We start from the raw sequence: 24,595 nt of genomic DNA on the forward strand, positions 1-24,595 counted from the left end.
CGCCGGGGCCTCAGCCGCCCTGGTCGTCGGACGGCGCGTCCGGGGACGCGCCGTCCTCCAGCAGCCGTTCGGCGATGTCGTCGGACCAGGCCTGCGCCCAGGCCCGCAGGGCGGCGATGCCGTCCTCGGCCAGGCCGCAGCGGAGGAAGTCCCGGTCGGCGTAGAAGTCCGTGCCCGTCAGCCGTGACTGGAGGGTGGGCAGGTCGAACGGGTCGTGCGCGTGCCGGCGGCCCAGTTCCTCCAGGTCCGGCAGCGAGAACCGGGCCGCGCAGGCGCGGGCGTCGACGAGATCGACGGCCGCGCCCCGGTCGTACAGCGCCCGGATCTTCGTCCCCACGGCGTCCGCGAGGCAGAGCGCCGGGCCGTAGCCGGTCGGCTCCGGCGGCTGCCAGAACGTCTCCTTGTGCAGTGTCAGCGCGCACGGCTCGCCGGTGGGCGGGTCGGTCACCGTCAGCCGCGCGGTCAGCGCCGTCACCGCGCCGGCCGCCACCCGCGACCCCCGCTCCTCAAGGGCCGCGCCGACGGCGGCGGCGATCCGCTCCATGCTCTCGGCGCTCTCGGTGGCCAGGTCGACATCGGCGTGCGGGCGGGTCAGCAGACCGTGCGCCTGGAGGGCGTAGCCGCCGGCCAGCACCAGACCGTACGGGGCACCCGCCCGTACGGCGTCCTCGAGGAGCCGGCGATGGGGTTCGGGAATGTCCACGGCACCGATTCTCCGGTCTGCCGGGCCCGGGGCGCGACGCCCGGCCGGGCCGTACGGAAAATTCCCGCGACGACGGCAACCTCCCGGCGGCGGGCGGCAACTGAGGAGACGTAAGGCATGTACGACAGACCTTAAGGACTCCTTCCGTGGCAGCTCCCTCCCACCGCCGGTCCCTCCGCAAGCGGCGCGTCCTCGCCGTGTCCGCCGCCGTCGTGGCCGCGGGCGTCGGAGCCGGGGTGTTCGTGCTCAACGCGAACGCCGACGGCGTCGACCTGTACCACCAGACCCTCCCCGCCAAGGACGGCTGGGCCGCCTCCGGCACGGGGACCACCGGCGGAGCGAAGGCCGACTCCGCGCACACCTTCACCGTCTCCACCCGCGCCCAGCTCGTGAAGGCGCTCGGCTCGGCCTCGGACACCACGCCCCGCATCATCAAGGTCAAGGGCACGATCGACGCGAACACCGACGACAGCGGCAGGAAGCTGACCTGCGCCGACTACGCGGCCGACACCGGCTACTCGCTGTCCGCCTACCTCAAGGCCTACGACCCGGCCGTCTACGGCCGCTCCAAGCTGCCCTCGGGCACCCAGGAGAAGGCCCGCGCCGCCGCCCAGGACAAGCAGGCGAAGAACGTCGTCTTCAAGGTGCCGGCCAACACCACGATCGTGGGCGTGCCCGGCACCGGCGCCGGGATCACCGGCGGCATGCTCCAGATCCAGAACGTCGACAACGTCATCGTCCGCAATCTGGCCTTCTCCGCCACCGAGGACTGCTTCCCGCAGTGGGACCCGACCGACGGCGACGACGGCAACTGGAACTCGAACTACGACTCGGTCAGCCTGCGCGGCGCGACCCACGTCTGGGCGGACCACAACACGTTCACCGACGCGCCCCACTTCGACAAGGCCAACCCGAAGTACTTCGGCCGCGAGTACCAGATCCACGACGGGGCCCTGGACATCACCAAGGGCTCCGACCTGGTGACCGTCGAGCGCAACCGGTTCACCGACCACGACAAGACGATGCTGATCGGCTCCAGCGACAAGGACAGCACCGGCAAGCTGCGCGTGACGATTCACCACAACGTGTGGAAGGGCATCGTGCAGCGGGCCCCGCTGGCCCGCCTCGGCCAGATCCACCTCTACAACAACCTGTACGACACGACGACCGTCAACGGCTACGCGCCCCAGTACAGCATCAACTCGCGCGCCAAGGCCCAGGTCGTCGCGCAGGCCAACTACTGGACGGTGCCGAGCGGCGGCAAGGTCGCCAAGCTGCTCAGCGGTGACGGCACCGGCTCGGTCGCGGGCAGCGGCAACCTGGTCAACGGCACCGTCACCGACCTGGTCGCCGCGTACAACGCCGCGAGCTCCAAGAAGATCAAGACGGCCGTGAACTGGACCCCGGCGCTCACCGCGGGCCTCCAGACCTCGGCGAAGAACCTGCCGGCGGAGCTGGCGGACACCACCGGCGCGGGCGTGCTGAAGTAACCCCGCCGTACGCGAAAGGGCGCCGGGCCGCGACGGCCCGGCGCCCTCCTCACGCGGACGGGAGCGGGGGGATCAGCCCTCCTCGCCGCCGAAGCGCTCCTTGTACGCGGCCAGGTCGTCGTCCGTCAGCTTGGCGAACAGCACCGGCGGCACCGTGAACGGGGTGCCGGCCGGGACGGCGGCCAGCGCCCTGGCCTCCTCGGCGCCGACCCAGGTGGCGGTGTCGTCCGGCAGGGCGAAGGCGCCGCGCATCGCCGCCGAGGTGGCCGGGATCAGCGGCTCGGAGACCACCGCGTACAGGTGGATCAGGTTCATCGCCGTACGCAGGGTGAGGGCCGCGCCCTCCTTGTCGGTCTTGATCTCCAGCCAGGGGGCCTTCTCCTCCAGGTAGGAGTTGCCGGCCGACCACAGGGCGCGCAGCGCGGCGGCGGCCTTGCGGAACTGGAGGGCCTCCATCTGCTCCTCGTACTCGGCGAGCAGCCGGGCGATCTCCTCGCCGAGCCGCGCCTCCGCCTCGCCGGGCTCGCCGCCGGCCGGGACCTCCTCGCCGAACCGCTTCTTGCTGAAGGACAGCACGCGGTTGACGAAGTTGCCGAGGGTGTCGGCCAGGTCCTTGTTCACCGTGGCGGTGAAGTGCTCCCAGGTGAACGACGAGTCGTCCGACTCCGGGGCGTTGGCGATCAGGAAGTAGCGCCAGTAGTCGGCGGGCAGGATGTCCAGGGCCTGGTCGGTGAAGACGCCGCGCTTCTGCGAGGTGGAGAACTTGCCGCCGTAGTACGTCAGCCAGTTGAACGCCTTGACGTAGTCGACCTTCTTCCACGGCTCGCGCACGCCCAGCTCGGTGGCCGGGAACATCACCGTGTGGAAGGGGACGTTGTCCTTGGCCATGAACTCGGTGTAGCGGACGGTGTCGTCGGCCTCGTACCACCACGCCTTCCAGTCCCGGTTCTCCGGGTCCTGGTCCGCCCACTCCTTCGTCGCGCCGATGTACTCGATCGGGGCGTCGAACCAGACGTAGAAGACCTTGCCCTCGGCCGCCAGCTCCGGCCAGGTGTCCGCCGGGACCGGGACGCCCCAGTCCAGGTCGCGGGTGATCGCGCGGTCGTGCAGGCCCTCGTTCAGCCACTTGCGGGCGATGGAGGAGGCGAGCTGCGGCCAGTCGTCCTCGTGCCGGGCGACCCACGCCTCGACCTCGTGCTGGAGCTTGGACTGGAGCAGGAAGAGGTGCTTGGTCTCGCGGACCTCCAGCTCGGTGGAGCCGGAGATCGCCGAGCGCGGGTCGATCAGGTCGGTCGGGTCCAGCACGCGGGTGCAGTTCTCGCACTGGTCGCCGCGGGCCTTGTCGTAGCCGCAGTGCGGGCAGGTGCCCTCGACGTAGCGGTCCGGCAGGAAGCGGCCGTCGGCCGGGCTGTAGACCTGGCGGATCGCCCGCTCCTCGATGAAGCCGTTCTCGTTCAGCTTGCGGGCGAAGTGCTGGGTGATCTCGACGTTCTCCGGGCTGGAGCTGCGGCCGAAGTAGTCGAAGGCGAGCGCGAAGCCGTCGTAGACCGCCTTCTGCGCGTCGTGCGCGCGGGCGCAGAAGTCCGCCACGGGCAGGCCCTGCTCCTTGGCGGCCAGCTCGGCGGGGGTGCCGTGCTCGTCGGTCGCGCAGATGTAGAGGACGTCGTGGCCGCGCTGGCGCAGATAGCGGGAGTAGACGTCCGCCGGGAGCATGGACCCCACCATGTTGCCCAGGTGCTTGATCCCGTTGATGTACGGAAGGGCGCTGGTGATGAGGTGTCGAGCCATCGTGGCTGCTCCCAGGTCGCTGCTTTTCTGCGGTTTCGAACCTTCAAATCGTAGCCGACACGGGTGGGCCGCCCGCTTCCCGTTTCGCGGACCGGGAAGGGGCGGCCAGGGCGCTACCCAGCGTTACGAAGCGTTACGGGCGCCAGTCGGTGAGGACGCCCTCGTACAGCTCGGTGTCCGTCAGCTCGCGGGGGGTGGGGCCCGCGTGGAAGAAGGACGCGTTGGGGGTCTTCAGCCTGCGGAGGTAGTCGAAGGCCTTGTTGTCGTGGTCACCGAAGGCGACGAAGGAGAAGAAGACGCCCGGGTGGGTCTCCGCGGCCTCGGTGAGGGCCTGGGTGGCGGGGGTCTTGGCGTCGGGGGCGCCGTCGGTCTGGAAGACGACGAGGGCGGGGACCGGGTCCTTGTCGACGTCCTTGTCGACGTGCCTGTCGTAGTGGTCGAGTACGGCGGCCACGGCGGCGTGGTAGCTGGTGCGGCCCATGCGGCCGAGGCCGGCGTGCGTGTCGTCGATCTTCGTGTCGTGATCGGGAGTGAGGGTGAGGTCGGTGGTGCCGTCGACCTCCGTGGAGAAGAAGACGACGTGGACCGAGGGGTCGGGGGCGGGGTCGAGGTGGGCGGCGAGGGCGAGGGTCTGGTCGGCGAGGGACTGGGCGGAACCGTCCTTGTAGTACGGGCGCATGCTCGCGGAGCGGTCCAGCACGAGGTAGAGCTTCGCTCGGGTGCCGGTGAGGTTCGTTTTGCGGAGGGTGGTGGTGGCGGCCTTGTAGGCGGTGGTGAGGGCGGGGGTGCGGGACTTGACCTTGGCGAGGGGGGTGGCGGGTTTGGGCTTGGGTGGGGTGTGGGTTTCGCCTTCGGCGGTCGTGGTCGTGTTCCCACCCGCACCGCCCGTGCGGGTTTCGTCGTCGGGTGCGGGTGGCCCCTGCGGGGCGTCCCCGCCGTCGGCGGCCTGCGGGGTGGTGTGCGCCGGCGCCTCGGCTTCGCCTTCGGCGGTCGTGTTCCCACCCGCACCACCCGTGCGGGTTTCGTCGTCGGGTGCGGGTGGCCCCTGCGGGGCGTCCCCGCCGTCGGCGGCCTGCGGGTCCGTCTCCGCCGGCGGTTCGGGCTCCGGGTCCGCGGGGGCCGCCGCCTCCGGCTTCGGCGTGGGGTCGGCTTCCGGCTCCGGTTCGGGCTCGGACCCGGCTGCTGCTGCCGCCACGGGTTCCGTCTCGGCGGTCGCCTTCGGCTCCGGCTCGGCGGTCGCCTTCGGCTCCGGCTCGGGTTCGGCCGTTGCTTCCGGCACGGACTCTGACTCGGCTGTCGCCCTCGGCTCCGGTTCGGCTGCGGCTGCCGTCTCCGCTGCTGCTTCCGGCTCGCGGCCGGTCTCCGTCACGGATTCCGGCGCCGGTTCGGTCGGGGCCGTTGCCTCCGGCGCCTTCTCCGGTGCCTCTTCCGGATGCGGGGCCGTCTCGGCAGTCGCCCTCGGCTCGTCGACCCCCGGCTCGGCCGTCGCCTCCGGCTCCGCCTTCGGTGCGGTGTCGGCTTCCGCCTTCGGCTCCGCTGTTTCTGGCTCGGCCGCCGTCTTCGACTGCGCCGTTTCCGGCTCGGCTTCCGCCTTCGGTTCCGCCGTTTCCGGCTTGGCCGTCGCCTCCGGCTCTGCCGTTTCCGGTTCCGCTGCCGCCTTTGGCTCTGCCGTTTCCGGCTCGGCCGTCAGCCTCGGCTCCGCCGCCTTCGGTTCCGCCGTCGCCTCCGCCTCTGCGTCGGCTGCCGGTTCCGCCTTCGGGGCGGTGTCGGCTTCCGCCTTCGGCTCTGCCGTTCCCGGCTCGGCCGCCGTCTTCGACTGCGCCGCCTCCGGCTCCGCCGCCGCCTTCGGTTCCGACGTTCCCGGCTCGGCCGTCGGCTTCGGCTTAGCCGTCTCCGGCTCCGCCGTCACCTCCGGCTCCGTCGGCTCTGCGTCGGCTTCCGCCTTCGGCTCTGCCGTTTCTGGCTCGGCCACCGCCTTCGGTTCCGCCGTTTCCGGTTCCGCCGTCACCTCCGGCTCCGCCGTCACCTCCGGCTCCGTCGGCTCTGCGTCGGCTTCCGCCTTCGGCTCTGCCGTTCCCGGCTCCGCCGCCGCCTTCGACTGCGCTGTTTCCGGTTCCGCCGTCACCTCCGGCTCCGTCGGCTCTGCGTCGGCTTCCGCCTTCGGCTCCGCCGTTCCCGGCTCTGCCGTCGTCTTCGACTGCGCCGCCTCCGGCTCCGCCGCCGCCTTCGGTTCCGACGTTCCCGGCTCGGCCGTCGGCTTCGGCTTAGCCGTCTCCGGTTCCGCCGTCGCCTCCGCCGTCGTCTCCGGAGGAGTCTGGTGGGGGACCTTGACGTTGTCGAAGGCGGCTGCCACCAGGTCGTGTTCCTCGGTGGGGGAGTGGCGGGGTTCGGGGAAGGGGGGCTGCTCGGGGGTCTCGGGGGCACCCTCCGGCTCGGTGGCTCGTGGCTTGCGTGAGCGGCCGAACGCGTTCCGCAGGAGAGTGAGAATGCCCATGTGCGCAACCCTTCGCGTGAGTTGTAGCCCGTCGATCGCTGGCCAGGACGGACACGTAAGGTTAGCGGCCCCCTGCGGCCGGACCGGTCAACGCGGCGACGTGATCGAGCGGGCCGCCGCCACCTCCTGGCGCAACGGCTCCAGCACACTGTCCGCGGGCCCGGTGAGATCGGTGCGTACGGCGGTCAGGGTCCGCGCCCGCCGTACGCCTTCGGCCAGCTCCCGCAGTTGCAGGGTCACCTGCGCGATCTCCGCCGGTGACGGGGGCGCCGCGCCGTGCTTGACGCGGACCCGGGCCGCCGTCGTGGCGTCGACGATGCGCTCCACCGCCACCACCAGCGGCCACCACGCGGCGGCCCGCCGGCCGGTCGGCGGCGGTTCGGTCAGGGCCCGCTGGAACTCCGTGCGGATGACGGACAGGTCGCGGTAGAGGCGGCGGCGCATCCGGGCCCGCGCGGCCGGGTCGGTGCCGGGACCGAACGCCCGCTCGACGTAGACCGCCGTGTCGGCCACCGCGTCGGCCAGCCGGTCGCCGACCCGGGTGTGCCAGCTCTCCGGCCAGCACAGGTAGCCGGCCGTCAGGGCGATCGCGCAGCCCAGCAGCGAGTCGTTCAGCCGGGGCAGCAGCAGGGCGGTGCCCTGGCGGTTGAGGACGTCGGACAGCAGGAGGATCACCGGGGTGATGGCCGCGGTCTGGTGGCCGTAGCCCCGCGGGGTCAGGGCGGGGATCAGCGGCGCGAGGAGGAACAGGACCGGCACGTCCCACCAGCCCAGGGGGACCTCGGCGAGGACCACCGCCGCCACCACCAGGCCGGCCACCGTGCCCACGGCGCGCATGAGGGCGCGGGAGAACACCGAGCCGAAGTCCGGCTTGAGGACGAAGGTGACGGTGAGCGCTACCCAGTAGGAGCGGGGGACCGGGACCAGCGAGACCAGCGCCTGGGCGAGGCCGATGCACAGCGCCAGCCGGACGCCGTAGCGCCAGGAGCTGGCGGACAGCATGACGTTGCGCGCGGCCCGGGCCGTGCGGACGCCGAGCGTGGCCGGGCTGCCCAGGCGGTCGTCGATGCCCCGGGGGTCCACGTCGGGCGCGGCGACGACCTCGGCGGTGTGGCGCAGGGCGTGGTCCACCGCCCGGGCCGTCTCCGTGGCGGGCACGGGGAGTTCCGGGGCGGGCTCGGGAGCCGTGCCCGCCGCCACGTCGCGGGCCAGGGCGCGGACCGCCTCGGGGATCTGCGGGGGCAGTGGGCGGGCCGCCAGATGGGCGGCGGGGGCCGCCTCGATCACCGGGGTGATCGCGTTCAGCTGGGCCAGCAGCCGGGTCAGGTCCGGGCTGCGGCCGTGGTGGCGGGCGCGCCGGGCGAGGATGAGGTCGTAGGACTCGTTCAGGGACTGGGTGACCGCGCGGCGGGCCTCCTCGTACGCCTCGGCGCGGTCCGTGCCGGCGGTGGCGAGCAGGTCGGCGACCGCGCGGTAGGTGGCGGCGACCGCGGTCCGCTCGGGGATCCCCGCGCGCAGCGGCCAGGCCAGCAGGGCGAGGAGCAGGACCAGCAGGCCGCCGCCGGTCATCAGGGCCGGGGCCAGCCACCAGGGCGAGGGCATCGGCAGGCCCGCGCCCACCACGCAGTTCAGGAGCAGCAGCAGACCGGAGACCGACGCCACCGCGCCGATCGTGGAGATCATGCCGGAGACCAGCGCGACGCCGGTGACCGCGGCGACCGCGTACCAGCCGTGCCCGTACGCCAGGGTGCCCAGCGTCACCCCGACCGCGCCGAAGAGCTGGGGGACGGCGATGTTGAGGATGCGCATCCGGTAGGCGTCGGCGGTGTCGCCGATGACCCCGGACAGGGCGCCCATGGAGGCGAGGGCGCCGTACGCCGGGCGGTCCGCGGCGAGGCCGGCCGCCAGCGGGACGGCCATGGCGACGGCGGCGCGGGCCACGGCGGCCCAGTTGACCGGCGCCTGCTGGGGTCTGAGGTTCCGCACCAGCCAGTCGGGAGGGGTCAGGCCGATGGGGAACTCTCGGGGCATGGGCCCATTATGGGGGAGTGGTGAATTTTGGGGCGTTTCCCGTCGGGCGGGGGCCCGGGGGCCCGGGGGACCTCTGGTGGGGGCCCGTGGAGGCGGCGGGCTACGCGTCCTCGTCCAGCCGGGTCAGGAACGCGGCGAGGTGGCGGTTGAACTCCTCGGGGCGCTCCAGGTTGGGCAGATGGGCGGCGCCCTCGATGACGTGCAGGGCGGAGTCGGGCAGGGCCGCGTGCATCTCCTCGGCGTCGGCGACCGGCGTGTAGGTGTCGTCGGCGCCGACCAGGACCAGGGCGGGCACGGTGACCCGCGTCAACAGGGCGCGGTAGTCGGGGCGTTCGGCCCGGCCGCGCAGGGCCGCCGCGGCACCCTTGGGCGGGGTGGCCGTCATCATGTGGTGCACATGCGCCTTGACCCCGGCATCGGCGTAGGGGGCGACCATCTTCTCCAGCACCTCGTCGGCGTAGCCCCGCATGCCCTCGGCCAGCAGCCGGTCCGCCATGGCGTTGCGGCCCCGCTTCCCCTCGGGGGTCTCGGCGGTGGGGAAGGTGTCGGCGAGGACCAGGCCGCGGATCCGGTCGCCGAAGCGGTCGTGGCACTCCATGACGATCTGGCCGCCCATGGACAGGCCGGCCAGGACGAAGGAGTCCACGGCCAGATGGTCCAGCAGCTCGGCGATGTCCTCGGCGTGCCGGGAGAGGGGGACCGTGCCGGGGGTCACGGGGGAGGCGCCGTAGCCGCGCAGGTCGGGGGCGATCACCCGGCGGCCGGCGGAGAACTCCGCCAGCTGCGGGTCCCACATCGTGTGGTCGAAGGGGTGGCCGTGGACGAGGACGAGGGGAACCCGGTCGGAGTTTTCGGGGCCTTTGTCGGCGTATGCGAGGAAGGGGGGCATGCGTACGACCCTAGGCGCGGCCCTTCGCTCGGCGCAATAAGATCTTTGCCCTCGGTGCAATCCAACGCGCCGGAGAAAGAGGGGGACTTGTGGACGACTACCGGCGCATCGCCGACCGGATCGCGGCCGACATCACCGGCGGGCGGCTCCGCCCCGGCCAACGGCTGCCACCGCAGCGGGCGTTCGCCCGGCGGCGGGGCATCGCGCCCTCCACGGCGGGCCGGGTGTACGCCGAACTCGTGCGCCGGGGGCTGGTCGTGGGCGAGGTCGGGCGCGGCACGTTCGTCCGGGCCACCGCGCCGGACGGGCAGCCGGGCCTCGCCCTCACCGAGGCGGCCGGCGCCCCGCTGGTGAACCTGGAGCTGAACTACCCGACCGCGCCCGGCCAGGCCGAGCTGCTGGCCCCGGCCCTCGCCACCCTGCTGCGGCCGGACGCCCTCGGCCAGGCGCTGCGGCCGGCCGCCGCCGCGGGCACCCCGGCGGCCCGGGAGGCGGTCGCCGCGCTGCTGGCCCAGGGCGGGCTGCGGGCCGGGCCGGAGCGGATCGTGTTCACCGGCAACGCCCGCCAGGCGATCGCCGCGGCCCTCGCCTCGCTGGTGCGGCCCGGCGGCCGGGTCGGGGTGGAGCCGCTGACGTATCCGCTGGTCAAGGAGATCGCGGCGCGCCTGGGCCTGGTCCTCGTGCCGCTCGCCACGGACGCCGAGGGGCCGGTGCCCGAGTCGGTGGCCGACGCCCACCGGGCCGCGCCGCTGTCCGCCCTCTACCTCCAGACCGCCCTGCACAACCCGACCTCGCTGACCACGGGCGCCGGGCGGCTGCGGCAGCTCGCCGACTGTGTCCACAGGCTGGGGATACCGGTCGTGGAGGACCGGATCTGGGCCTTCCTCCAGCCGGGCGGCACACCCCCGCTCGCCGCGCTCGCGCCCGGCTTGGTGCACCTGGTGGACAGCCTGTCCAAGCGGATCGCGCCCGGCCTCACCGCCGGTTTCGTCGTCGCGCCCCACGACCGGGCCGGGGCGGTGGCGCGGGCCGTGCGGTCCGGCGGGTGGAGCGCGGGCGGCTTCGCGCTGGAGGCGGTGGTGCGCTGGCTCGGCGACGGCACCGTGGACCGGCTGGTGGTCGCCAAGCGGCAGGACGCGCGGCGCCGTCAGCGGCTGCTCGCCGAGAAGCTGGCCGGGTTCGCCGTACGCTCCGACCCGGCCGCCTACTTCGCCTGGTGGGAGCTGCCGGCGCCGTGGCGGGCGGACACCTTCACGGCCGCCGCGCTGGACCACGGGATCGCCGTCACCCCGGGTACGGCCTTCGCCGTCGGCACCGGCCGGGCCCCGGACGCGGTCAGGATCGGCCTCGGGTCGGCGCCGGAACGGGAGTTGGCACGGGCCCTGGTGACACTGGCCGGCCTCGCGCGGGAGGGGGCGGCCGGGGCCGGGGGGTGAGGCGGTGGGTGTTCTCGCGGGTGTGCGGGGGTGGTCGCGGGCGTTCGTGGGTGTCGCGCCGGGCCGGGGGCCTGGCCGGTCGGGGAGGGCCTTCGCTGTCGGTGCCGGATGGGGGCCGGGGCGGGCCCGGGTACGGGGCGAGACGGCCTTCGGCGCCGGTGCCGGTCAGGCTCGGGCCCGGGTCGGTGCGGGGGCGGAGGCCGGGGCGGGTGCCGGGGACGGCTGGCGGTGTCGGGCGGGGCGGGGGAGGCGTAGCCGGCGGGTGAGCCAGACGGTGAGGGCGACGGCGACGCCGAGGCCGAGCAGCAGCCAGGCGGCCGTGCGCAGGGAGCCGGTCAGCGCGTCGTAGACCGCGCCCGCGGCGCCGTGCGACACACCGGCGGGCAGGTCGGCCAGGGTCAGGGCGCGGCCGACGCGCAGGGCGAGGACCAGCAGCGCGCCGCCCAGGGCCGTGCCCAGGGCGGTGGCGGCCACCGCCCGGCGGCGGCGGACGGCGAGCGCGATCCCGCCGACGGCGAACGCCACGGAGGCGGCCGGCAGCCAGGTACCGGCGACTTCGAGCACGTGGAACCCCTTCCGGAACGCGGCCAGCCGGTGCGCCGGGAGCACGGCGACCGCGGTGTGCTCCACCGGGATGCGCGCGGCGAGCGGTACGTGGTCGCGGGCGAGCTGACGTTTGACCTGGGCGGTGACGGGTGCCAGGTCGACGGTGACGGTGCCCTCGTCCCGGGCCCGCAGGGCGCGCAGCACGGCGTCGTGGGTGACCCGGTTGCCGGTGTCCCAGGCCAGCCGGAACGCCCGGGTCTGGGTGAAGGAGCGCACCGCGTCGCGGACGAAGGGGCGTACCGGGCCGGGTGCCGGGCGGCCGTCGAGGCGCTGGTCCACCGCGCGCAGGAGGCCGTCGCCGATGGTGTCCGCGACGGCCTCCCGCACGGCCGGGTCGGCGGCGAGCGGCGCCATGGCGGTGACGTACCGGCCCGTGTCGGCCAGCCCGTACGCCGCCCAGCCCGCCAGCGCGCCGAACGGGACGAGGAGGCAGGACAGGCTGATCAGTACGGCCGACAGGGCGCTCCTGAGGCGTCGTGAGGGCACAGGTCCAGCCAAGGGCCCCGGGGGGCCGGGCGCGAGCGGGAGCCCTGCGTTCGGGCGGCGGGGGCACCCGCTCGGCGCAATCGTGTACCCACCTGGCGGAACGCCGGACCCGCGGGACGGGACGGAGAGGTTCCGCTGCGTCCCGCTCTCCGGTGGAGCGTTCACCCGTACGGGTGTTTGCTGGTGCTGGGTGGTTCCGGCGCGGCCGGCTTCTCATGGGTCGTGGAGCCGGACCGGGCCCGGAACCACGCCCGCGCGCGCCGGTGTACGGCGCCCAGCGGACGGGCGCCACTCGGTGTACGCGCGCCGCTCAGCGGATCCGGCGCCCGAAGGCGTCCTCCCGCGTGTAGTAGCGGTAGAAGAACGCGGCGAAGGTGGCCGCCGCGACCAGCAGGGAAATCATGATCGCCCGGAGCACCGGCCTGCCGGACTGGGCGTACAGGAAGCCGAACGCGCAGCCGACGAACGCCGTCCACAGCAGCGCGTGCACCTCCCGGAGCATCCGGGGCGCCAGCGCCAGCAGCGCCATGCACAGCACCGCGAACACCAGCGCGCTGACGAAGCCGAGCAGCAGGTTCCAGCCGGTGATCGGGCTGCCGGAACGGTTGTTGGCCGCCACCCAGTAGCCGTAGACCAGGCCCAGCACGACCGGCACGCCGATCCGGGCCAGTCGGTGGGTGCGGGCGTCGAAGACGTCGGGCGGGCGGGCGCGCACATCGGTCGCCCGGCCCTCCACCTCGGGCGTGCGGCCGGGCCGGGACATGCCGCCGGGTGCGGGTGCCGCTTGAGCCATGAGAGCACTCCTCTCTCTCCTCGCCCCCGATCTGCCTCCGCTACCAGGGCACACCGGGGCGCAGGGCCCGGCAACTCGGCCGGGAGGATCGCCGGGTGCCCGGATGCGTGCGGTGCTCCCCCGTGCTTCGCTGAGGGCATGGAGGGCTGCCGGCCGTGACGTGGATGGAGTACGGGCGGCGACCGCTGCTGCGGGTGGGCGGTCGGAGCGTCGCCTGGCTGCCCCCGCTGCTGCTCCTCGCCGGCGTCGTCGTGGCGGACTTCTCCACCGGCGAGAGACTGCGGATGATCTCCTGGATCGTGCTGGTCCCGGGCATCTCCTCGGCGATCTGCGGGGCGTGGACGACGGCCGGGTACGGACTGCTGGCGGTGGCCGCGTACGTCTTCGTGGACAGCGCCTGGCCCGAGCAGTACCAGGCCGGGCTCGGCGACTTCATCCTGGTCGCCGTCGGCGGCGCCCTGGCCACCCTCGCCGCCGCCGTGCGCGTGCGCCGGGAACGGCAGGTGCTGCACATCCGGGACATCGCCGACACCACCCGGCGCACCGTGCTGCGCCCGCTGCCGCCCGACTGGGCCGGGCTGGAACAGGCGGGGGTGTACCTGGCCGCCGACACCGAGGCCCGGGTCGGCGGCGACTTCTACGACATCCAGCCCAGCCCGCACGGCACCCGCGTCCTCGTCGGCGATGTGCAGGGCAAGGGCCTCGGCGCGGTGGAGGCCGCCGCCGCGCTGCTCGGCACGTTCCGCGAGGCCGGGTACCACGAGAAGGATCTCGCGACCGTCGCCGAACGGCTGGAGATCCGGATGCTGCGGCACCGCGCCCACACCGTCGCGCTCGGCGGGGCCGACGGCGACCGGTTCGCCACGGCCGTCCTGATCGCCTTCCCCGCTGACACGCCGCAGACCCTGGAACTGGTGAACTTCGGCCACGAACCGCCGCTGGTCGTCGGCCCGCGAGGGGTCCGCGAGCTGCCCAGCGGCGAGGGCGTGCCGCTGGGCTGCGCCGACCTCGCGGGCGGTCTGCTGCCGCCGGTGCGCCGGGTGCCGCTGGCGATGGACGAGACGCTGCTGCTGGTCACCGACGGGGTGACCGAGGCCCGCGACGGGCCCGGCGAGTTCTACGACCTGACCCGCGAGGTCGCCCGCGCGGTCCGCGCCGATCCGCGCCGGGCCGCCCCGCACCGGCTGGTGCGCCGGGTCCGCGACGGCGTGCTGCGGCACAGCGGAGGCCGGCTGGCGGACGACACCACGATCTTCGCGGTGCGCCGGCTGCCCGGCGGCGGGGGCCCGCCGGGGAAAGACCTCGAACAGGGATGTTTGCGGTACTGAGGCCCCGGTGCGCGGCGCCAGCGGTTACGGTGCTGGCTGGAGAGCGGATCTACGGAGCCCTCGGGACCGACGGGGCCCACGGGGTGACAGGGGGAGGCACGATGCCCGGAACCGTGCTGCTGCTCGCGGCCTCGCCGGTGGGCCGGGGGCGCCTGGTGGACGCGGCCGGTGTCCTGCCGGTGCTGGCGGCCGTCGCCCCCGCCGTGCTGTCCGGCGCCGACACCGCGAACGTCGTGGAGCTCGCCGACCCGCTGGAACCGCAGGCCGTCCTGACCCGGCTGCGGGCCGCGGCGGCGGCGCCCGGACCGCTCACCGTGTACCTGACCGGGCAACTGCACCTGGACCGGCGCCAGCACCGGCCCCATCTGGCCCTGGCCCGCACCACGGCGGCCACCGTCCGCTACACCGCGTTGCCCTGGCACTGGATCCGCGAGGAACTGCGGCTGCGCTCGGCCGCGGACACCGCGCTGGTGGTCGATCTGCACGCCGATGCCGAGGCCTGGAAGCACATCACCGAGCACGGCCTCGACTGCGGCCCGTACACCGCCGTCTACGGCCGTGTCGCCCCGCCCGCCCGGCGGGGCCTGGCCGAGCCGGCGTACATGAAGACGGTCGCCACCCTGCTGCGCAGCGGCCACCGCCCCCCGCTGGGGGCCCTGCACGAGCAGGCCCTGGGCCGGATCCCGGAGGAGACCCGGGGAAACCTGCTGCTGGCACACGCGGGAGGCTGGACGGCGCCGGCGGGAGGGACAGCGCCGGCGGCCCCGGCCGGGCCCGCCGTACCGCTCGGCGCGGGGCCGGCCGGTGGGGTACCGGGGGCGGCGGCGACGGGGCTTCCGGCACCAGGGTTTCCCGTGCCGGGGCTGTCGGCGCCGGAGCCGCCGGCGCCGTGGGGCCCGGCCGCCGACCGGTCCGGGGATTCCTTCGCGGACCGCTCCGGTGATCCCCTCGCGGACCGGCCCGGCGAGTCGCCCGGCCGGCAGCCCGCCGATCCCGATCCCAACCCCGATCCGGATCCGCATGCCGCCATCAGCGCCGCCGTTCGCGGTGGCCTGCACCAGGAGGCGGACGGGCTGGCCGCGCGGTACGAGGAGGCCGCCGTGCGGGCCCACGGCGCCGGGTCCGAGCAGGCGTTGCACTGGCGGGAGGTGCGGGCCGATCTGGCGATGTTCGCCGGGGACCCGGTACGCAGCTGCCGGGCCTGGCTCGCGGTGGCCGAGGCACGGCTGGCCGCCGGGCAGCCGGCGGACGCGCCCGCCGTGGAGGCGGCCGTGGACCGCGCCCACCACCAGTGGGGCCGCGTCGAGGACCCCGCGCGGGCCCGCGAACTGGGCCTCGCGCTCGCGCGGTTGCGTCTCACGGTGCCCGGGCGCCGGCGCGGCGCGCTGGAGAACGTCCAGCGGCAGCTGGGCCGGCTCCAGGCCGCGCCGTAGCGAGGGCGGCCGTCGGCCGGGCCGGATACGGGCCCGCGCCTTGACGAGGGCCACGGCCGAGGCACCCGGCCGATTCTTTACCCGCGTGCGCTGATACGAACCGGCCCCGTGTCCGTACCGCTTGGGTGTCCGGGCCCGCGTACCGCCGCGCGTCCGGACCGACGACGGAAGATCCCCGGCAGGAGGCACGGTGCGCTTTTCGCGGAACGCGACGGGAACGGTGTTCGTGGGCGGTGCGATGGCCCTGACCCTCGCCGCGCTCGCCTACCCGGGCATGCTCGGCCTGAGCAAGGTCTCCGGTGCGCAGGACCGTGTCATCGCGAGCACCCAGTGGGGGCCGCTGACCGAGCAGGACCGGGACTTCGTGGTGAAGGTGCGGGCGGCCGGGCTGTGGGAGTACCCGGTCGGGCAGATCGGGCTGCGCAAGGGCGGCTCCAAGGGAGTGATCACGGCGAGCCGGCACCTGGTCGACGGGCACGCGGCGCTCGACACCACCTGCCGGAAGATCGCCCCGATGCTGAACATCACGCTGCCCGACGAGGCGAGCCCCCAGCAGCAGGGCTTCGTGCGGCAGCTGAACGGGGAGAGCGGCAGGCAGTTCGACACCGACTTCGCCAACATCCTGCGGATGACGCACGGCTCCATCTTCAACACGGTGGCGAAGATCCGCTCCACCACGAAGAACTCGCTGGTGCGGGCCTTGGCCGACCAGGCCAACGACACCGTGCTGGACCACATCTCCGTGATGGAGCGGACGGGCCTGGTGGACTTCGACCAGACCCTGTTCCAGCAGACCACCCCGCCCAAGCTGCCCGACTCCGACCTGACCCCGCCGCCCCCGGCCGCCGGCCGGCCGCAGGTGGTTCTCACCCCGCCGCCGTCGGCCACCTCCACCCCGGTGGACATCGACGGCATCGCGGGCGGCGGCACCGCCGGGGCGGGGCCGAGCCCGGCCCCGCCGGCCGGCTAGCCGCCCCCGGGAGCGCCGGAGTGCCTAGGCCAGCCACACGGTGGTGTCCGGAGGCAGCACCCCGTCGCCGGGCAGCGGGGTGCTGCTCAGCAGGACCTCGCCGGCGGGCAGCGGCACCGGTTCGGTGCCCAGGTTGGTGACGCTGCGCCAGGCCTCGGTGCGAGTGAAGTCCAGTACGCCGTCCGGCGCGTCCGGGGTCCAGGTCAGCGTCTCGCCGTCCAGCAGCTTGCGGCGCAGCCGCAGGGCCGTGCGGTACAGCTCCAGCGTGGAGCCCTCGGTGCCGCTCTGCGCCTCCACCGCGTAGGCGGCGAAGGACGCGGGCTGCGGCAGCCAGCCGGCCCCGGGCCCGAAGCCGTACGACGGCCCGGTCGTCGTCCACGGCAGGGGCACCCGGCAGCCGTCGCGGCCCTTGCGGGTGTGGCCGGTCTGCTCCCAGATCGGGTCCTGGAGCACCTGAGTGGGCAGGTCGGCGACCTCGGGCAGGCCGAGTTCCTCGCCCTGGTACAGATACGCCGAGCCGGGCAGCGCCAGCATCAGCAGGGTCGCCGCCCGGGCCCGGCGCAGCCCGGCCGCCGGGTCGACGGCGGGTGCCGTGCCGTGGGTGAGCAGCCAGGCCTCCGGGTCGGTGCCGGGCGGCAGCATGAGCCGGGAGGCGTGCCGTACGACGTCGTGGTTGGACAGCACCCAGGTCGCGGAGGCACCGGCCGAGCGGGCCGTGGCGAGCTCGCCGGAGATGATCGCGCGCAGCTCCGCCGCGTCCCAGCCGGCCTGGAGGTACTCGAAGTTGAAGGCCTGGCCGAGCTCGTCGGGGCGGGCGTACCGGGCCCGGCGGTCGCCCGGGACCCAGGCCTCGGCGACGGCCATGCGGGGCGGGCGGTAGGTGTCGAAGATCTTGCGCCAGTCGCGGTAGATCTCGTGCACCTCGTCCCGGTCCCAGTACGGGTGGCTGCCCGGCGGCAGGTGCCGCAGCGCCTCCTCGCCCCTCGCGCCGAGGGCGCCGAGGTCCCGCAGCGGCTCGGTGAGGTCCTTGGCCAGGCCGTGGGCGACGTCCACGCGGAAGCCGTCCACACCCCGGTCGGACCAGAACCGCAGGGTGGCGCGGAAGTCGGCGCGGACCTCCTCGTCGTCCCAGTTCAGGTCGGGCTGCTCGGGGGCGAACAGGTGCAGGTACCACTCGCCGTCGGCCACCCGGTGCCAGGCGCTGCCGCCGAACACGGACTGCCAGTCGGTGGGCGGCAGTTCGCCGCGCGTGCCGCGCCCCGGCCGGAAGACGTACCGCTCGCGGGCGGCCGATCCGGGCCCGGCGCGCAGCGCCTCCTGGAACCAGCGGTGCAGGTGGGAGGTGTGGTTGGGGACGATGTCCACGACGACCTTCAGGCCCAGCCGGTGCGCCTCGGCCACCAGGGCGGCGAAGTCGTCCAGGGTGCCCAGGCGTTCGTCGACCCCGCGCGGGTCGATGACGTCGTAGCCGCCGTCGGCGAGTTCGGAGGGGTAGAAGGGGCTCAGCCACAGGGCGTCGACGCCGAGCGCGGCGAGGTGGGACAGCCGCTGGGTCAGGCCCCTCAGGTCACCGAGGCCGTCGCCGTCGGCGTCGGCGAAACTTCGGGGATAGACCTGGTAGATGACGGCCTGACGCCACCAGTCGGGGTTCTTGGACGAGAGGTCCGGCGGGCGGTCTGCCATACGGGCTCCCTGGGACGGACGAGAGTACGGAATCTGTATCTGTCCACATTGCCCGAAAGGGAACCTTTTCCGGGGCGCTCAGGCGGCGCAGTGCTCCAACAGGCCCCTTACGTCCTCGTCCACCACCCGATAGCGCACCACGCGCCCCTCTTTCTCCCCCGCCACGACCCCCGCCGCGCGCAGCAGCCGCAGGGCCTGGGAGACGGCCGGGTCGTTCATGCCCGTGGCGATCGCCAGGTCCGAGACGGCCAGCGGCCCGGTCCGGTGCAGGGCGAGCAGCAGCGCGAGCCGGTTGGCGTCGGCCAGCAGCGAGAAGCGGTCGGCCCAGGCGCGCAGACGCCCCGCGTCGCCGATGGCGGCGATCGCCTCGCACACCCGGTGACCGTCGATGGTCCGACGATCGGCACGGTCGGCAGGAACGAGATGCATGGTCCCATCCTGGCAGGCCCCGATGTGATCTTGCATACCTGCTCAGGTGTGCAGCTATGCAGGAAACCGCGTGCCCCTCTACGGTGGGCGGGCCGTGGTGTTCGGGAAGCCGGTGTGAGACCGGAGCGGCCCTCGCCACTGTGATCGGGGAGTTCCCGTTCCGTCCGGCAACCGCCGGGCCACTGGCCGAAAGGCCGGGAAGGCAGGAACGGCGGACGTGTGACCCGTAAGCCAGGAGACCGGCCACGGCAGCTCACGAAGTGATCCACGAGGTGCTGGAGCGTGAACCCGATGGCTGATGCCGCTACTTTCCGCTGGCGACGCGAGGACACCGTCAAGACGGCGGGGCTGCTGGTGGTGATCCTCGCCCTGCACGTCGTCGCCTTCGGAATCCTTTATCTGCTGGTCGCACCGAGGCACTACCAGGTCGGTTCCCAGGTGTTCGGCGTGGGGCTGGGGATCACCGCCTACACCCTCGGCATGCGCCACGCCTTCGACGCCGACCACATCGCGGCGATCGACAACACCACCCGCAAGCTGATGGCCGACGGCAAGCGGCCGGTGTCGGTGGGGTTCTGGTTCGCGCTCGGGCACTCCAGCGTGGTCGTGCTGCTGGCCCTGCTGATCGCGGGCGGCACCTCGCTGGCCGGGAAGGTGATGAACGAGGGCTCCACCACCCACCAGGTCCTGGGGGTGCTCGGTACGACGATCTCCGGGTCCTTCCTCTACCTCATCGCCGCCCTGAACCTGGTCGCCCTGGTGGGCATCCTGAAGGTCTTCCGGGCGATGCGCGCGGGCGGGTACGACGAGACGGAGCTCGAACGGCACCTCGACTCGCGGGGGTTCATGAACCGGCTGCTGGGGCGGCTGACGAAGTCGGTGTCCCGGCCGGGGCAGATGTACCCGCTGGGCTTCCTGTTCGGCCTCGGCTTCGACACGGCCACCGAGGTCACCCTGATGGTGATGGCCGGCTCGGGCGCGGCGGCCGGCCTGCCCTGGTACGCGATCCTGTGCCTGCCGCTGCTGTTCGCCGCCGGGATGAGCCTGTTCGACACCCTCGACGGCACGTTCATGAACTTCGCCTACCAGTGGGCGTTCGCCAACCCCGTCCGCAAGGTCTTCTACAACCTCGCCATCACCGGTCTGTCCATCGCCGTGGCCTTCTTCATCGGCACCATCGAACTGGTCGGCGTGCTGCACGAGAAGTTCGATCTCGGTGACCCGGTGACGGACTGGGTGGCCGGCCTGGACCTGGACAACGTCGGCTATCTCATCGTCGGCCTGTTCGTGGCGGTGTGGGCGGCGGCGCTGGCGTACTGGCGGCTGGCACGGGTGGAGGAGCGCTGGTCGGTGCGGGCGGCGCCGTCCGACTGAGCCGGCGGGCGAGCGCGGCGCAGACCACCAGCTGGAGGGTGTGGTAGAGCATCAGCGGCAGGACGGTCATGGCGACCTCGTCCGCGGGAAACAGCACGGAAGCCATCGGCAGCCCGCTGGCCAGGCTCTTGGTCGCCCCGCAGAAGACCGCCGTCACCCGGTCCTCGCGGGGCAGCCCGAGCGCCCGCGCGGAGCGGTCGGCGAGCAGCAGGGCGGCGCCGAGCAGCACCGCCACCAGTACCCCGAGCAGGACCAGCCGGCCGGGGGAGACCCGCTGCCAGATGCCGGTGGTCATGCCCCGGCTGAACGCGGCGTAGACGACGAGCAGGATGGAGCCCCGGTCACAGAGCCCGATCACCTTGCGGTGCCGGCCGAGCCAGCCGGAGATCCACCGCCGCACCGCCTGCCCAGCGAGGAACGGCAGCAGCAACTGAAGTGCGATGTCGCCGAGTTGCCCCATGCCGATCGGGATGCCGTCGCCCTCGCCGCCGCCGATCAGCGCGACCGCCAGGACCGGGGTGAGCACCACGCCCAGCACCGTGGAGAAGGACGCCGAGCACAGGGCCGCGGCCACGTTGCCGCGGGCCAGGGAGGTGAGGGCGATGGAGGACTGCACCGTGGACGGCAGCACCGCGAGGAACAGCACGCCGGCGGTCAGCTCGGCGCCGAGCAGCCCGTCCGGCAGCAGCCGTGCGGCCAGGCCGAGCAGCGGGAAGACGGCGAACGTCAGGGCGAGCACCGGCAGATGCAGCCGCCAGTGCCGTACGCCGTCCAGCGCGGCCTGCGGGGAGAGCCGGGCGCCGTAGAGGAAGAACAGCAGGCCGATCGCCAGCTTGGTCAGCCAGGAGACGGCCTCGGCCGCGGTGTCCTCGGCCGGGACGAGCGCGGCGATCCCGATCGCGCCGAACAGTGCGACGATGTACCAGTCGACACGGCGCGCCAGACCGCGGACCGGTCCGATGAGCGTCTGAGACATGCGCTCCTGCCTTGGAAGCGGGTGGCATGGGACGGGGGTCGGTGCGAGTGCGAGTGCGGGTCCGGTGCGGGGGCCGGAGCCCGGACCCCGCCCCTCGCCCGCCGAGGGGCCCGCGTGGAGGGGCCCGCGTGCCGGGTGCGCGCGGGCCCCTGGGGTGGTTCAGGTCACGCGGGGGCGTGGACGTGGTGGCGGCTGATGTTCTTCTCCAGCAGTGCCAGGCACTCGGCGACCCCCACGCTGTCCGGGCCGGTCTGCGGCAGGCGGCCGTCGGCCTCCTTCAGCTCGGTCAGGGCGCGGTCGATGGCGGTCTGGGCGGCGAACAGGCAGGGCGTGCTGTAGATGGCGACGTCGACGCCCAGCGCGGACAGCTCGCTCAGCGACAGCCGCGGCGACTTGCCCCCGGCTATCTGGTTGAACAGCAGCGGCTTGTCCCCGATGACCTTGCGCACCTTGTGGATCCAGTCGACGCTGCGCACCCCGTCGACCAGCACCACGTCGGCGTCGGTCGCGGCGAGCGCCTTGGCGCGGCGCAGGATCTCGTCCTCCTCGGTGGCGTCGGTACGGGCCACCACCACCAGGTCCCGGCGGGACTGGAGGACCAGTTCCAGCTTCTCCAGGTACTCCTCCAGCGGGAGCACCTGCTTGCCGTCGACGTGACCGCAGCGCCGGGGCCGCTTCTGGTCCTCCAGGATGACGCCGGAGGCGCCGACGGCCTCCAGGTTCTGTACGACGTGGCACGCGGTCTCCGGGTCCACGTAGCCGTCGTCGATGTCCACCAGCAGGTGCTGCGCCGGGAACGCCATGCGCAGGCGCTGGACGAAGGCGATGATGTCGGGCCAGGCGATGAAGCCGATGTCGGGCAGGCCGTAGTGGGACGCGGCGAAGCCGAAGCCGGAGACGAACATCCCGTCGTAGTGCTGCGCCGCGACGGACGCGGAGAACATGTCGAAGACGCCGATCAGAGGGGTCGTGCCGTCCGCGTGGACGGCATCGCGTAGCCGGTTGGGGTGGCTCACGGTATCCTCCGTGGTTACTGGTTGCGTGGGCTGTGTGCCGCTGCGACCGTCTGCCCGCCAAAGCTGTTGGCCGCGTGGCATGTTCCGCACCAGACCGGCCGGGTGCCCTTCCTTGTGAGAGGCGCCCGGTCGACAGCTGTCCAGCCCGGTGGCCCGCAGATTAGGAAACACTTTGCCGAGTCACAACCATCTCTTTGCGATGGCGGTCCGAAACGTGGCGTTCCGGAACGCCGGTTCAGGCACGTGAACGCATGCTCACCCATGTGACCGAGTGATTCCCGACCGGACCGAGGGTCCGCACGATGGCCGGATCGGGTCTCGCCGACGAGCCGGACACCCTTTTTGTCAAGGGCCTTGGCACCTTCCGGGGCGACGGACGCTAGGGCCGTTCCACCGTCTCCAGGTACAGCCGCACGTACCGGTCCACGTCCACGTCCAACGCCACGTTCACCAGGGCCCGTTCGGAGCCGTCGTCGTGGAACTCGGCCTCGCCGGGGCCGGGTCTGAGATCCACGACGGTCTGGCCGCGGGCCGGGCCGGGCGCCAGGCAGACCTCGACCGGCAGCAGCCGGGTGGTGAGGCCCGCCGGATCGGCCACCGCGCACACCGCGCCCGCGTCCCCGAGACCACCGGCGTCCTCCGCGCCCGGCTCGCCGCCCTGCCTGGCCGGCCGGCACGCGAGGAGTTCCCCGGCCAGACGGGTGCCGGGCTCGTCGCTCGCGCGCAGCCGGCGCACCTCGGCGCCGGGCACGACGACCCGCCGGAAGACGTCCAGGCCGTACATGGTGATCGGCACCCCGGCCGTCAGCAGCACCGCCGCCGCCTCCGGGTCGTGCCAGACGTTGAACTCCGCGACCGGGGTGGCGTTCCCGGTGGTCACCGCCCCGCCCATGAACACGATCCGCTCGATGTTCCGGGTGACCTCCGGGTGGGTGCGCAGCAGCAGCGCGATGTTGGTCAGCGGGGCGGTCGGGATCAGCGTCACCGGGCGCGGGCAGGCGAGGATCTCCCGGCGCAGCAGGGTGACGGCGTCCACGTCCGCCGGGCCCCGGGCGGGTGCCGGCAGCCCCAGGTCGCCCATGCCGTCGGCGCCGTGCACCGGCGCGTGGCGGGCCGGCTCGATCAGCGGGCGCCCGGCACCCCGCGCCACCGGGACGGCGGGGGCGCCCGCCCGCTCCAGCACGGTCAGGGTGTTGCGGACCACCCCGTCCACGTCGGTGTTCCCGGCCACGCAGGTCACGGCCCTGAGGTCGAGCCCCGGGTGGCGCACGGCGAACAGCAGGGCGAGGGCGTCGTCGACACCGGTGTCGCAGTCGATGATCACGGGCACGGGCTGACCGGTCACGGCGGTCTCCTTCCGTCCAGCCGACCTTAGATCAGGGCGCCTCGTCCCACAGGGCGCTGGAGCGGGCCGCCACCCGCGCGGTGATCCGGCGCAGCAGCTCCGGCACCGGCAGCGGGCCCGGCCGCCGCCCGTCCCGCAGGCGTACGGCGGCCAGCCCGGCGCCGGCCTCCCGGGCGCCGACCACCGCCTGGTACGGCACCAGCCGCGCGGCCCGGATCCTGGCCCCGAGGGTGCCCTCGGCGGGCCCGGCGAGCTCGGCGCGCAGGCCGAGCGCGACGGCCTCCCGGACCAGCTCGGCCGCCTGCTCCAGCTGGTCGTCGGCCACCGGCAGCACGACCAGCTGGAGCGGCGCCAGCCAGGCCGGGAACGCGCCGCGGTGGGTCTCGACGAGATGGGCGACGGCCCGCTCCACACTGCCGACGACGCTGCGGTGCACCATCACCGGCCGGTGCGCGGCGCCGTCGGGACCGGTGTAGCGCAGGCCGAAGCGGGCGGGCTGGTGGAGGTCGATCTGCACGGTGGACAAGGTGGACTCGCGGCCCGCCGGGTCGGCGATCTGCACGTCGATCTTCGGGCCGTAGAACGCGGCCTCGCCCGCCGCCTCCTCGTACGCCACCCCGGCCTCGGCCAGGACCTGCCGCAGCATCGCGGTGGCCCGCCGCCACAGCGCGGGGTCGGCGACGTACTTGCCGCCCGCGCCGGGCAGGGACAGCCGGTGGCGTACGGCCTTGATGCCGAGGTCGGCGTAGGCGCGGCCGATCAGTTCCAGGGCGGCGCGGGCCTCGGCCACCGCCTGCTCCGGGGTGCAGAAGACATGGGCGTCGTTGAGGTGGATGGCGCGCACCCGGGTCAGGCCGCCGAGCACGCCGGACAGCTCGGCGCGGTGCATGGCGCCCAGCTCGGCGATGCGCAGCGGCAGTTCCCGGTGGCTGCGGGCGCGGGAGCGGTAGATCAGCGCGTGGTGCGGGCAGAGGCTGGGCCGCAGGACGACCTCCTCGCCGCCGAGCCGCATCGGCGGGTACATGTCGTCGCGGTAGTGGTCCCAGTGCCCGGAGATCTCGTACAGCTCCCGCTTGCCGAGCACGGGCGAGTACACGTGCCGGTAGCCGGCCCGGCGTTCGGCCTCCCGGACGTACTCCTCCAGGGCGTGCCGGACGGCCGCGCCGTCGGGCAGCCAGTACGGCAGTCCGGCGCCCATCAGCGGGTCGGTGCCGAAGAGGCCGAGCTCGCGGCCGAGGCGGCGGTGGTCGGGGCGGTCAGGGTGATCGGGCTGGTCGGGGTGGCCGGGGTGGCGGTCCATGGGTGTCCCTCCGTCGGGGTGGACG

19 protein-coding genes and 1 riboswitch are annotated in these 24,595 nt (G+C 73.9%); of the genes, 6 read left to right on the forward strand and 13 right to left on the reverse strand.

Translation table 11 applies throughout. The annotated features are described in order from the left end of the window. Positions 1-10: 10 nt before the first annotated feature. A complete protein-coding gene (locus tag IH25_RS0115790) occupies positions 11-703 on the reverse strand; it encodes a nucleotidyl transferase AbiEii/AbiGii toxin family protein (RefSeq protein ID WP_030609537.1) in 693 nt (230 codons plus the stop codon). Between the two features lie 146 nt (positions 704-849). Between IH25_RS0115790 and IH25_RS0115795 the strand changes: the two genes are divergently transcribed. Then, complete coding sequence (locus IH25_RS0115795) at positions 850-2,193, forward strand: pectate lyase family protein (RefSeq protein ID WP_030609538.1); 1,344 nt, start codon at positions 850-852, stop codon at positions 2,191-2,193. 72 nt (positions 2,194-2,265) lie between these two features. Here IH25_RS0115795 and metG read toward each other — a convergent pair whose 3' ends face one another. The 4 genes from metG to IH25_RS0115815 all read right to left on the reverse strand — a co-directional run bounded on the left by metG (position 2,266) and on the right by IH25_RS0115815 (position 9,395). Then, positions 2,266-3,981, reverse strand: a complete 1,716-nt coding sequence (gene metG, locus IH25_RS0115800; protein WP_030609540.1) for a methionine--tRNA ligase — start codon at positions 3,979-3,981, stop codon at positions 2,266-2,268. 133 nt (positions 3,982-4,114) lie between these two features. Further along, positions 4,115-6,007, reverse strand: a complete 1,893-nt coding sequence (locus IH25_RS0115805) for a VWA domain-containing protein (protein WP_457852766.1) — start codon at positions 6,005-6,007, stop codon at positions 4,115-4,117. A 555-nt stretch (positions 6,008-6,562) separates the two neighbouring features. Then, positions 6,563-8,506: an FUSC family protein gene (locus tag IH25_RS0115810; protein WP_030609545.1), complete on the reverse strand. Its 1,944-nt coding sequence runs from the start codon at positions 8,504-8,506 to the stop codon at positions 6,563-6,565. A 100-nt stretch (positions 8,507-8,606) separates the two neighbouring features. Beyond that, the gene (locus tag IH25_RS0115815; RefSeq protein ID WP_030609548.1) at positions 8,607-9,395 is read right to left on the reverse strand and encodes an alpha/beta fold hydrolase; all 789 of its coding nucleotides are present in this window, start codon (positions 9,393-9,395) and stop codon (positions 8,607-8,609) included. An 89-nt stretch (positions 9,396-9,484) separates the two neighbouring features. On the opposite strand from IH25_RS0115815, the gene IH25_RS0115820 reads away from it, so the two are divergent. Further along, positions 9,485-10,831, forward strand: coding sequence for an aminotransferase-like domain-containing protein (locus tag IH25_RS0115820; protein WP_030609551.1), 1,347 nt, complete (start codon positions 9,485-9,487; stop codon positions 10,829-10,831). Positions 10,832-10,996: 165 nt separating this feature from the next. On the opposite strand, the gene IH25_RS0115825 is transcribed toward IH25_RS0115820, so the two are convergent. Beyond that, positions 10,997-11,923 (reverse strand): hypothetical protein, encoded by a 927-nt coding sequence (locus IH25_RS0115825; RefSeq protein WP_030609555.1) that lies wholly within the window; start codon positions 11,921-11,923, stop codon positions 10,997-10,999. 310 nt (positions 11,924-12,233) lie between these two features. After that, positions 12,234-12,716, reverse strand: a complete 483-nt coding sequence (locus IH25_RS0115830) for a hypothetical protein (RefSeq protein ID WP_030609557.1) — start codon at positions 12,714-12,716, stop codon at positions 12,234-12,236. 164 nt (positions 12,717-12,880) lie between these two features. Between IH25_RS0115830 and IH25_RS0115835 the strand changes: the two genes are divergently transcribed. The 3 genes from IH25_RS0115835 (at position 12,881) to IH25_RS0115845 (ending at position 16,447) form a co-directional block, all read left to right on the forward strand. Next, positions 12,881-14,044: a PP2C family protein-serine/threonine phosphatase gene (locus IH25_RS0115835; protein ID WP_209445321.1), complete on the forward strand. Its 1,164-nt coding sequence runs from the start codon at positions 12,881-12,883 to the stop codon at positions 14,042-14,044. A 101-nt stretch (positions 14,045-14,145) separates the two neighbouring features. Continuing rightward, on the forward strand, positions 14,146-15,477 hold the full coding sequence (locus IH25_RS0115840; RefSeq protein ID WP_030609564.1) for a hypothetical protein: 1,332 nt from the start codon (positions 14,146-14,148) through the stop codon (positions 15,475-15,477). Between the two features lie 238 nt (positions 15,478-15,715). Next, entirely contained in the window at positions 15,716-16,447 is a 732-nt protein-coding gene (locus IH25_RS0115845) for a DUF4142 domain-containing protein (RefSeq protein ID WP_391636046.1), read from the forward strand. Positions 16,448-16,471: 24 nt separating this feature from the next. On the opposite strand, the gene IH25_RS0115850 is transcribed toward IH25_RS0115845, so the two are convergent. Then, entirely contained in the window at positions 16,472-18,130 is a 1,659-nt protein-coding gene (locus tag IH25_RS0115850; protein WP_030609569.1) for a glycoside hydrolase family 13 protein, read from the reverse strand. Positions 18,131-18,208: 78 nt separating this feature from the next. Next, the gene (locus IH25_RS0115855) at positions 18,209-18,559 is read right to left on the reverse strand and encodes an ArsR/SmtB family transcription factor (protein WP_030609572.1); all 351 of its coding nucleotides are present in this window, start codon (positions 18,557-18,559) and stop codon (positions 18,209-18,211) included. A gap of 78 nt (positions 18,560-18,637) precedes the next feature. After that, positions 18,638-18,821, forward strand: a riboswitch (cobalamin riboswitch). A gap of 29 nt (positions 18,822-18,850) precedes the next feature. Between IH25_RS0115855 and nicT the strand changes: the two genes are divergently transcribed. Next, complete coding sequence (gene nicT / locus IH25_RS0115860; protein WP_030609576.1) at positions 18,851-19,933, forward strand: Nickel transporter NicT; 1,083 nt, start codon at positions 18,851-18,853, stop codon at positions 19,931-19,933. Here the strand turns inward: nicT and IH25_RS0115865 are convergent. The 4 genes from IH25_RS0115865 to thrS form a co-directional block, all read right to left on the reverse strand. After that, on the reverse strand, positions 19,830-20,909 hold the full coding sequence (locus tag IH25_RS0115865) for a bile acid:sodium symporter family protein (RefSeq protein ID WP_051753949.1): 1,080 nt from the start codon (positions 20,907-20,909) through the stop codon (positions 19,830-19,832). The genes nicT and IH25_RS0115865 overlap by 104 nt on opposite strands. Before the next feature lie 164 nt (positions 20,910-21,073). Beyond that, on the reverse strand, positions 21,074-21,925 hold the full coding sequence (locus IH25_RS0115870; RefSeq protein ID WP_030609582.1) for an isocitrate lyase/PEP mutase family protein: 852 nt from the start codon (positions 21,923-21,925) through the stop codon (positions 21,074-21,076). A 379-nt stretch (positions 21,926-22,304) separates the two neighbouring features. After that, a complete protein-coding gene (locus tag IH25_RS0115875) occupies positions 22,305-23,270 on the reverse strand; it encodes a nucleoside hydrolase (RefSeq protein ID WP_030609586.1) in 966 nt (321 codons plus the stop codon). A gap of 31 nt (positions 23,271-23,301) precedes the next feature. Next, a complete protein-coding gene (thrS, locus tag IH25_RS0115880) occupies positions 23,302-24,570 on the reverse strand; it encodes a threonine--tRNA ligase (protein WP_030609590.1) in 1,269 nt (422 codons plus the stop codon). Positions 24,571-24,595 lie beyond the last annotated feature (25 nt).

This window comes from Streptomyces achromogenes subsp. achromogenes (genome assembly GCF_000720835.1).
In the GTDB taxonomy this organism is placed as follows: Bacteria; Actinomycetota; Actinomycetes; order Streptomycetales; family Streptomycetaceae; genus Streptomyces; species Streptomyces achromogenes.